Source organism: Halomonas sp. B23F22_20, assembly GCF_043496985.1.
Taxonomy (GTDB): Bacteria; Pseudomonadota; Gammaproteobacteria; order Pseudomonadales; family Halomonadaceae; genus Halomonas.
In genome coordinates, this window is record NZ_JBIEKH010000076.1 from 1 (window position 1) to 798 (window position 798).

General features: G+C 57.5%; 2 protein-coding genes. Both read left to right on the top strand.

Annotation, left to right across the window (positions count from 1 at the left end):
- The first annotated feature begins 228 nt into the window (after nucleotides 1-228).
- Complete coding sequence (locus ACGTN6_RS20630; protein WP_394594935.1) at nucleotides 229-567, top strand: hypothetical protein; 339 nt, start codon at nucleotides 229-231, stop codon at nucleotides 565-567.
- Nucleotides 568-578: 11 nt separating this feature from the next.
- On the top strand, nucleotides 579-798 hold a 220-nt coding region (locus tag ACGTN6_RS20635; RefSeq protein WP_394594937.1), incomplete at its 3' end, for a hypothetical protein.

Below are 798 nucleotides of genomic sequence, written 5' to 3' on the forward strand. Positions count from 1 at the left end.
ACTCTCTCCACACCACGCTCCTCCGATCTCCTGACGCTGGACGAGGCCGAGGCGTGGGGCCTGGAGGAAGCCCCCCGGTGGTTGCCCGACCTAGCCGGCGTGCCGGCTGTGCCGGAACGGGGGGACTTCAAGGCCGCAGGGCTTTAGTCGTCCCCCAGGAAGTGAGGCGGGCCCCGTTCGCCGGGGCCTACCGACAGCCACACAGATCAAGGAAAAGAAGAGGTGTCCGTGAAAAAGGTCTTCAAAATTTGCCACTTTTATGACTCGACTGATAATGCAGTGTATGTCGCAGCAGAGGCCAGCCCTGCGCGTGAGGCCGTGTATTGTCAGTTTGTAGCTGAAAACCACTATGGCGAGTCAGCCACCGTTTTGAATGCAGGGATTGCCCTCGCTTTAACTGAGAAGTATGGGTGCGATGTTGCTGAGCCCTGTGACGATGCTATCAAGATTGATATGTATGATGAGCGCGAGCGCTTATGTGGCGACGGCTACCATGAATTAATGGCCGACCCATCGCTGCATCGGGAAGGGCTGACAGAGGTTTTCAAAGACCTCGTAGAGATATAGGAAAAGGCCATATGACAAAGCACCTGATGCCTGATGAATCACCTTCGTTCCCACTCCGCACAGGCTTGAGAAAACATAACGTCGACCTGGAGAAGCTGGATGGGGGCGCATACCTCAGAGCATCGATCGGCGGGGCTCTTCGAGGTCTTGCGGAACGGCGCGGCTGGGGAGGCCAGGAGGCTGCCAAGGCGATGGGCGCGTCTGAACAGCATGCCGAGCAAATTCTGTCGA